This is a genomic window from Stenotrophomonas sp. 05L44_2 (genome assembly GCF_056665995.1).
The window spans coordinates 1-7,055 of sequence record NZ_JBFTNR010000147.1 but is presented as its reverse complement, the minus strand read 5'-3'; the positions used below and the strand labels follow the sequence as shown (position 1 = coordinate 7,055).

At 65.9% G+C, this 7,055-nt stretch carries 11 protein-coding genes and 1 riboswitch; of the genes, 5 read left to right on the top strand and 6 right to left on the bottom strand.

Translation table 11 applies throughout. The features are described 5' to 3' along the window. Nucleotides 1-277, bottom strand: a 277-nt coding sequence (locus AC1VAN_RS07100; RefSeq protein WP_480985534.1) for a group III truncated hemoglobin, incomplete at its 3' end; no start/stop codon positions are given. Nucleotides 278-457: 180 nt separating this feature from the next. Between AC1VAN_RS07100 and AC1VAN_RS07095 the strand changes: the two genes are divergently transcribed. Further along, entirely contained in the window at nucleotides 458-742 is a 285-nt protein-coding gene (locus AC1VAN_RS07095; RefSeq protein ID WP_032976492.1) for a hypothetical protein, read from the top strand. Next, nucleotides 739-1,788: a 4Fe-4S dicluster domain-containing protein gene (locus AC1VAN_RS07090; protein ID WP_032976491.1), complete on the top strand. Its 1,050-nt coding sequence runs from the start codon at nucleotides 739-741 to the stop codon at nucleotides 1,786-1,788. The genes AC1VAN_RS07095 and AC1VAN_RS07090 overlap by 4 nt, the downstream gene beginning before the upstream one ends. 1 nt (nucleotide 1,789) lies before the next feature. Here AC1VAN_RS07090 and AC1VAN_RS07085 read toward each other — a convergent pair whose 3' ends face one another. Then, complete coding sequence (locus AC1VAN_RS07085) at nucleotides 1,790-2,026, bottom strand: hypothetical protein (RefSeq protein ID WP_025875165.1); 237 nt, start codon at nucleotides 2,024-2,026, stop codon at nucleotides 1,790-1,792. A 351-nt stretch (nucleotides 2,027-2,377) separates the two neighbouring features. Beyond that, nucleotides 2,378-2,587: a helix-turn-helix domain-containing protein gene (locus AC1VAN_RS07080; protein WP_025875167.1), complete on the bottom strand. Its 210-nt coding sequence runs from the start codon at nucleotides 2,585-2,587 to the stop codon at nucleotides 2,378-2,380. A gap of 78 nt (nucleotides 2,588-2,665) precedes the next feature. On the opposite strand from AC1VAN_RS07080, the gene AC1VAN_RS07075 reads away from it, so the two are divergent. Continuing rightward, nucleotides 2,666-3,106, top strand: a complete 441-nt coding sequence (locus AC1VAN_RS07075; protein ID WP_223485056.1) for a helix-turn-helix domain-containing protein — start codon at nucleotides 2,666-2,668, stop codon at nucleotides 3,104-3,106. A gap of 22 nt (nucleotides 3,107-3,128) precedes the next feature. Next, nucleotides 3,129-3,192: riboswitch (Fluoride riboswitch) on the top strand. 81 nt (nucleotides 3,193-3,273) lie between these two features. After that, the gene (gene crcB / locus AC1VAN_RS07070; protein WP_025875171.1) at nucleotides 3,274-3,666 is read left to right on the top strand and encodes a fluoride efflux transporter CrcB; all 393 of its coding nucleotides are present in this window, start codon (nucleotides 3,274-3,276) and stop codon (nucleotides 3,664-3,666) included. 3 nt (nucleotides 3,667-3,669) lie between these two features. Here crcB and AC1VAN_RS07065 read toward each other — a convergent pair whose 3' ends face one another. After that, nucleotides 3,670-4,503 carry an AraC family transcriptional regulator gene (locus AC1VAN_RS07065; RefSeq protein ID WP_032976490.1) on the bottom strand — a complete coding sequence of 278 codons (834 nt, stop codon included), beginning with the start codon at nucleotides 4,501-4,503 and terminating at the stop codon, nucleotides 3,670-3,672. Between the two features lie 150 nt (nucleotides 4,504-4,653). Between AC1VAN_RS07065 and AC1VAN_RS07060 the strand changes: the two genes are divergently transcribed. After that, entirely contained in the window at nucleotides 4,654-5,736 is a 1,083-nt protein-coding gene (locus AC1VAN_RS07060) for an alpha/beta hydrolase family protein (RefSeq protein WP_442251058.1), read from the top strand. A gap of 13 nt (nucleotides 5,737-5,749) precedes the next feature. On the opposite strand, the gene AC1VAN_RS07055 is transcribed toward AC1VAN_RS07060, so the two are convergent. Both AC1VAN_RS07055 and AC1VAN_RS07050 read right to left on the bottom strand, forming a co-directional pair. Beyond that, complete coding sequence (locus tag AC1VAN_RS07055; protein ID WP_480985533.1) at nucleotides 5,750-6,019, bottom strand: hypothetical protein; 270 nt, start codon at nucleotides 6,017-6,019, stop codon at nucleotides 5,750-5,752. A 134-nt stretch (nucleotides 6,020-6,153) separates the two neighbouring features. Continuing rightward, entirely contained in the window at nucleotides 6,154-6,858 is a 705-nt protein-coding gene (locus AC1VAN_RS07050; RefSeq protein ID WP_442251053.1) for an ArsR/SmtB family transcription factor, read from the bottom strand. Nucleotides 6,859-7,055 lie beyond the last annotated feature (197 nt).

Genomic DNA, 7,055 nt, shown 5'->3' with positions numbered 1-7,055 from the left:
GCCAGCGGTCGAACAGATCCTTTTCCAGATCGATCGCCATGTGCTTGGACATCGGCGAGCCCTTGAACCTGCGGGTCCCGCGCAGCATCGCCGACCAGAAATCGACGAGCTGGGCCAGGTGTTCCGGCCAGTCGCGCACATGCCCTTCGAATACCGGCCCCAGACGCTCCTCTTCACGCACGCGCGCATAGAAATCATGGACCAACCGGGTCACTTCCTCCTCGCTGCACAACTCTGGCGAAGCAATGGGAAGGTCAGTCGTGGGCGTTGCGTTCATCAGGGTACCAAGTGCGGATCGGCAGTGTGCCGCATGCCGCCACCACCGCTGTTGATCCAGATCAATGTCAGCGCACTGCGGCGCACCTAGGCTGGCACGCTTGCAGGAAGCATGCCCTGCGGATGCTGCGCCAACCACGGCGAAGTATACGCGCCGCCCTCTTCTTCAACCCGAACCCGCATGAACACACCGACTTCCAGCCGCCAGCGGCGTATCCAGCATTGGGGTGCAGTCCTGTGGCCCAGCTTCATCGCCGCCGGCCTGGCCTGCGTGGTGTTCTTCGCCTTCGTCGATCCACTGCGGCTGCAGGCGATCAGCTTCCCGGGTACGGCCATCAGCCGTGAGCTGGGCTACACCGCAGGTTTCTTCATGTTCTGGGCGGTCACCGCACTTTCCAGCGCGGTGACCGGCTACCTGCTGCGGCCGATGCCGAACGAAGAGGATGAGGAGCTGCCACTGGGATGAGCATCACCGCATCCTCGCCCCTGCGCGCATGGCGTTGGCGCCGCACCTTGGGCCTTGCATTGCTGGTCCTGTTCCATGCGCTGCCGTGGCTGCAGTGGGATGGACGCCAGGCCCTGCTGCTGGACCTCAACGCGCGCCGCTTCGACCTGTTCGCCTGGACCCTGTGGCCGGATGACATCGGTGTGTTGCTGGGGCTGCTGGCGGTGATGGCGGTGGGTCTGGCCCTGCTCACCCACTTGGCTGGTCGCGTGTGGTGCGGACATGCCTGCCCGCAGACGCTATGGACACGAGCGTTCGACGGAATCGCGCAGGCATTGGCCCGCGTGCTGCCGGCGAAGCTGGCGCGGCCGGCCACCCAGCTGGCCTGGTTGCTGCTGTCGCTGTGGACCGGGATCACGTTCGTCGGGCTGTTCAGCCCGATCCGCGAACTGGTCACCGGCGCGTTCGATGGCGCATGGAGTGGCTGGGAGACCTTCTGGGTGCTGTTCTATGCCGGCGCCACGTGGGGCAATGCCGGGTTCCTGCGCGAGCAGGTGTGCCGATCACTTTGTCCGTTCGCGCGCATGCAGCCGTTGCTGACCGACCCGCACACCCCGCGCATGTTGTATGACCCACGCCGCGGCGAGCCGCGCGGCGCCCGCCCGCCGGCATTGGGCGGCGTGCTCGGCCGCGGTCGCGGCCTGCTCGATCCGACCACCGCGCAGGACTATGTCTTCCGTGCCGCGCATCCGCTGCTGGCCGGACCGATGCCCACCTTCAGCGCGGATCGGCTGGGCGACTGCCTCGATTGCATGGCCTGCGTGCGCGCGTGCCCGATGCAGCTGGACATCCGCCATGGCCCACAGGCCGACTGCCTGGCCTGCGGTGCCTGCCTGGAAGCGTGCACGCAGCAGCAGCATCAGGCCGGTTTCGGCCCCAGCCTGGTGCGCTACTGCAGCCCGCAGGTGATGGCAGGCCAGCCGCGCCGGTGGTGGCGCCCCCGCACCACGGCCCTGGCTTCGTTGCTGCTGGCGCTGCTGGTGTGCGGCGCTTGGCGCCTGCTCTGAATCAGCCCGGGTCGCCCGGGCGCGGCGGTACCAGCTGGGCGCGGCGGACGATGCCCAGTTGTTCGATGATCAGCGCCATTTCATTGGTGACATCGGTTCGCCCGGTCCCCTGCGGAACCAGACGATCAAGCACCTGCTGGTAGGTATCCCAGAACGCCGGACCGCATCCGTGTTTGTGATAACTGGCTTCCAGTTCGCGGCGTACCCGTTCAGCCAAGCCATGCATGCCGTATTCCATACGACCTCCGTTGGACTTGTTCTGCATCGTTGACGGTCGACCGATTCACTTGCGAGCTACTGAAAGACTCCCGGCCTTCACAGCCGGTTGATGCCAATTAGTCATAGATTTCACGACACGTCAATTACAGGCCGCGACTTTCGCGATTGAAATTATTAATCGTTCATGAAAGGCCGTAGCGACCGGGATCAGAAACGTCCGTGCCGATGTCGACAAAGCCAGCCGGCGAACCCGGGTAGCCATCACAGATCGGACCATCGCTGGGGACACGTCGATCGATTCTGTCTATGTTGCTAAGCATACTTAGCAAATCGATCTTGGCGGCTTGTCTGCGACAACCCTCGACGCATCTCATGCGGTTTCATCGTGCGAGTCGTCATCCATCGGGAACAACGCAGGGTATCGCTGCTGCAGGATGTAGCGCCTGAGCGGCGGGATGGGAAAGCCTCTGGGCCATTGCGAGACAGCGGATCTGCTGATTCCAAACAACCTGGCGAGCTCTGCGTCGGTGGAAAAGCCCAGCCGCGTGCGGACCTGCCGCTTGCTCCAGAATTCGTCCATTTTCGATCCCTTTCATCATCAAACTTATTCTTGCGCCAAGGCCTCTTTCGCTTCCACGCGTTAAGCTGGCTTGCATAGATGAATACTCTTGGACAACGACTCGCGGTCGCCATGAAGGACGCCGGGCATGCACGCCCTGCCGACCTGGCGCGTGCCGCCGAAACGACGACGGCAACGGTCAGCAACTGGCTCAACGACCACGTCAAGGCCAACCACGTGAAAGCCGAACAGCTGTTCCGCATTGCCGATGCGGTGAAGCTGGACCCACGCGAGCTGCTGTTCGGCCCGCTGGGACGGGGAGTCGGCGAGCGCGGCACGGCCTACATGCACATGCCCAGCGAAGCCCATCTGGATGTCTGGCAAGCGGCCTATGAGCTGGTCGCCCACATCCTTGACGAGCGCGGACTTGAGGTGGGCTACCGTCGCGAGGCCACGCTGGGGTTGATGGCCCATGACCTGCTGATGGAGGGCGTCAGCCGCGGTAAGGTCGCACGCGTGGTGATGACTGCCCTGCCCTGACCCATCGCGGGCTGGTAGCATGTCCGTCGATGGGGATGGGGCTCCCCCGATAACCGCCTGAGATGGCTGATGGCTCCTGCTGAGACGAACCCGGCGTTCGTCGATGGCAGGCCGTGCCCGCCATTGCGTCCGCCGTCGAACCTGCGAACACGCACTCGAGGCAAGCAATGCAGACGTTCAACAACTATGTGCTGGTATTCCTCGGCGGCGGTGTCGGCGCCTGCCTGCGCCATGCCTGCAACCTGATCGGCGCCCGCGTGGCCGCCGGCAGCACCTGGCCCTGGTCGACGTTCCTGGTCAACATCAGCGGCGCCGTGCTGATGGGCGTGGTGGTGGAGGCGTTTGCGCTGCGCAACGGCGCGTCGCCGCAACTGCGCCTGCTGCTGGCCACCGGCATTCTTGGTGGCTACACCACGTTCTCCACCTTCTCGCTGGAAACCGGCCTGCTGCTGCAGCGGGGCCAGCATGGCCTGGCCGCACTGTACGCCGGCGGCTCGGTAGCACTGGGCCTGGCCGGGCTGTTCGCCGGCATGAAGCTGACCCGGCTCGCGCTGGGGTAACAGTCAGCCGGCAGCAGCGCGCGCCTGTCCGCGCCACTGCCGTGGCGATTGCCCGGTGTGTGCCTTGAACGCCCGAGACAACGCGGCCTCGCTGCCATAGCCAACCTCGTCGGCGATCCGTTTCAACGGTCGCCCCTGCCGCAACGCCTGCTGCGCCAGGCCTACCCGCCAGCCCTGCAGATACTGCCCGGGCGTGGTTCCCATGGCCTCGCGGAAACTGGCGGCGAACACGCTGCGCGACATGCCTGCAACATCGGCCAGATCTTCCAGTGTCCAGGCCTGGGCGGGTGCCTCGTGCATGGCCACCAGCGCCAACCGCAGCCGTGGATGGCCAAGCCCGGCGAACAGGCCGCCGCGCATCTCGCCCCCCTCCATCAACTGCCGCAGCACCTGGATCATCACCACCTCGAACAGGCGGTTGACCATCACCGTGCGACCGCAGCGCTGCTCGAATGCCTCCTCGAACAACAGCTCCAGGGCGGCATGGCCGCCATACAGTTCGGCCAACGGCAGGCAGATGAAATCGGGCAGCGCGGCACTGATCGGGTTGAGCCTGCCGCCCTCGAAATGGAGATTGGCGCAGGCCATGTCCGCGCCATGCTGTGGATCGGTGTGGAAGCGGTGTGGCAGCGGGCGCGGATACAGCAGCAGGCTGGGAACGTCGACCTGCACCGTCTGCGTGCCATGACTGACCTGCAACGGACCGCGCCGCACCAGGTGCAGYTGGCCGGCGTCGCCTTCGGCCTCCAGGCTGTTGATGCCGCACAGCGCGCCGGCATGGAACACCGAGGCGGTGACCGCGAAGCGTTCGAGCAGGATGGCGAGGCGATCGACCATGGCGGGACCCCAGATCAAATGGAAGGGAGCAGATACGGCAGATCGTATCGAATTCGATTGCATTGCGTCAGGGGCTAGCCACCGTGCAGGGGCAGCGCTATACAGGCGGCACCTTCCGCGCAGACCGCACCGGCCAGGGCAAAGACCATGATGCGAACCTTCCACCGGCTGGTCCTGGCACTGGTCCTGCTGCTGCCGCACGTGTCGCAGGCCGCCGCGCCGCCCGCCCCGTCACGCACCTCCAGCGGTGAGCTGCAGGGCGCGCGCTGGCGCCTGGACGTGCCCGCCGGCTGGAACGGCGAACTGGTGATGCTGGCGCATGGCTATGAACCGGTGGGCGTGCCGCAGCCATCACCGATGCCGGCCAACGACAGCACCGCCAGCCTGCTTGCAGCGGGCTATGCCGTGGCGCAGAGCGCCTATGCCAGCCAGGGCTGGGCAGTGGCAGATGCGATCGTGGACATGGAACGCCTGCGCGCGCACGCCGCGTCCGAATTGAAGGACGTGCGTCGCACCTGGATTCTCGGCTTTTCGATGGGCGGTGCGGTGGCCATCGCCACCCTCGAACGCCTGCCACGGAACTACGCCGGAGGCGTGTCGCTGTGCGGGGCCAACCTGCCCGGCGAACAACTGGCCAACGACCTGCTGACCACTCTGGTGGCGTTCGACTATTTCTTCCCCGAGCCCAAGGGACTGCCCCGGCAGGGCCTGGCATCGGCGGAAGCTGCGGCACTGCCGCAGATGGAGCTCTATCAAGGCATCGCCGCCGCGCTTCAGACCCGGCCGGCCGTGGCTGCGCAACTGGCTGCACGGCTGCAGGTAAGCGTGGAGGCATTGCCGGGCACGATCAGCCTGCACGCGATGATCCTGCACGAACTGGCCACGCGCGCCGGCGGCATGCCGGTCGGCAACGTGAGGACCGTCTACCGCGGATTCGGTGACGACAAGGCGTTCAACGCGGGCGTGCAGCGGCTGGCACCTGCTGCGCCGGCACAGCGATACGTGCGCGAAAAGCTGGCGTTGACCGGCGCGCTCAAGCGACCGCTGGTGATCCAGTTCAACAACAACGACCCGAGCATCGTGCCGCGCATGCAGACGGTGTATCCGCAGCTGGCCGAGCACGCTGGCGCCACGCCATTGCCGCGCGTACTGCCTGCGGTGGGCGAAGGCCACTGCGGCTTTGCGGATTCACAGGTGGTCGAGGCGTTGAAGGCAGCCGCGGCTCCCTTCTGAGCAGCCGACCGCATCAGTGGCCGAGCGTACCCATTGTGAAGGTATAGCCGGAGCGCATGAGGAAGTCGCGCATGCGCAGTTCGGCGCGGCGCGGAGACGGAAGATCCGGCGGGCCATACAGGGCATAGACCACGCCAGYGCCCTCGATACTCTCCCGGCGCACATCACAATGACGGCTCTCCGAGGCGACGACCCAGCCATCCTTCAGTTGATCGGGGCCGATGGACTGCCCGTTCTTCAGCCGGAAAGTAAGCCAGCGCACATCTGCGGTTGACCTGCTCATTGCCGACCAGCCGCATCGTGCATGCGGCCCCTCATGTCCTTGCCTGCCATTGCTGCTCCCGAAGACCAGGACTCCGACCATACCCCGTCGCAATGTCGTGGCCGGCTGAGACTGCCGGCGGCGCGCGGCGGGCTTCAGGCGCGTACGTCGAACAGCCTGCGGAATGCCTCCTGCCCGGCAGGTGTGACCTGCAGGTCGCGCCGCCCCGCGAGGCGACGCAGCCAGTGGTTCTGCAGGAAACTCTCCAGCAGTGCTTCACCCACCATGCCGGCCATGTGCGGGCGCCGCTCGGTGCAGTCCAGGCAGCCGCGGCAGTATCGCGCGGGCGTCACCTGTGGCGATCGCGCGATCAACGCTTCCAGCGGCTGACCCACCGCGCGCAGGATGGCGGCGCCATGGGACGTCATCTGCCAATGGTCTGCAGCCGTGGAGATCGCCCCGATGGTCAGCAGGTGGTCGCAGATGGCGACGGCGTATTTACCCGCCAAGTGCCGGTAGCAGGTGCGCGCCCGGCGGAAGCCGGCATCAACTCGTACCGCTCGTGGAGAAAGCGGTGGCCGTTGATCGCTGAAACGCAGGATGCCTTCCAGCATGTCGGCGACCTCGGTCGAGGCAATCCGGTGATAGCGGTGGCGTCCCTGCACCTCCACGGCCAGGATGCCGCCGTCGAGCAACCGCCGTAGATGACTGCTTGCCGTCTGCGGCGAGATGCCAGCCACGCCGGCCAGCTCGGACGCCGTGTGCGCCCGGCCATCCATCAACGTCAACAGCATGGCCGCGCGTGCATGGTCACCGACCAGCGTGCCGACATGGATGAAGGAGCGGGACGTCTGGACCATGGCCGCATTGTGGCATGCCGCTTTCCGCGCATCGTTCGACCCGGATCGAAGCATGCGCTCCCCTGCACAGTGCACAGTCATCGCCCGCACGCCACGAGCTCAGACATGCCACCGCAAGACTTCCAGCGCCGCTGCATCACCCCCTCCGTGCTCTACCCGGGAACACCGGTGGTGCTGATGACCACGTTGAATGAAGA

Excerpts from the sequence above, each read along its gene's own strand:
- AC1VAN_RS07095 (WP_032976492.1), top strand. The coding sequence starts at position 458 with ATGAACACACCGACTTCCAGCCGCCAGCGGCGTATCCAGCATTGGGGT.
- AC1VAN_RS07090 (WP_032976491.1), top strand. The coding sequence starts at position 739 with ATGAGCATCACCGCATCCTCGCCCCTGCGCGCATGGCGTTGGCGCCGC.
- AC1VAN_RS07085 (WP_025875165.1), bottom strand. The coding sequence starts at position 2,026 with ATGGAATACGGCATGCATGGCTTGGCTGAACGGGTACGCCGCGAACTG.
- AC1VAN_RS07080 (WP_025875167.1), bottom strand. The coding sequence starts at position 2,587 with ATGGACGAATTCTGGAGCAAGCGGCAGGTCCGCACGCGGCTGGGCTTT.
- AC1VAN_RS07075 (WP_223485056.1), top strand. The coding sequence starts at position 2,666 with ATGAATACTCTTGGACAACGACTCGCGGTCGCCATGAAGGACGCCGGG.
- crcB (WP_025875171.1), top strand. The coding sequence starts at position 3,274 with ATGCAGACGTTCAACAACTATGTGCTGGTATTCCTCGGCGGCGGTGTC.
- AC1VAN_RS07060 (WP_442251058.1), top strand. The coding sequence starts at position 4,654 with ATGCGAACCTTCCACCGGCTGGTCCTGGCACTGGTCCTGCTGCTGCCG.
- AC1VAN_RS07050 (WP_442251053.1), bottom strand. The coding sequence starts at position 6,858 with ATGGTCCAGACGTCCCGCTCCTTCATCCATGTCGGCACGCTGGTCGGT.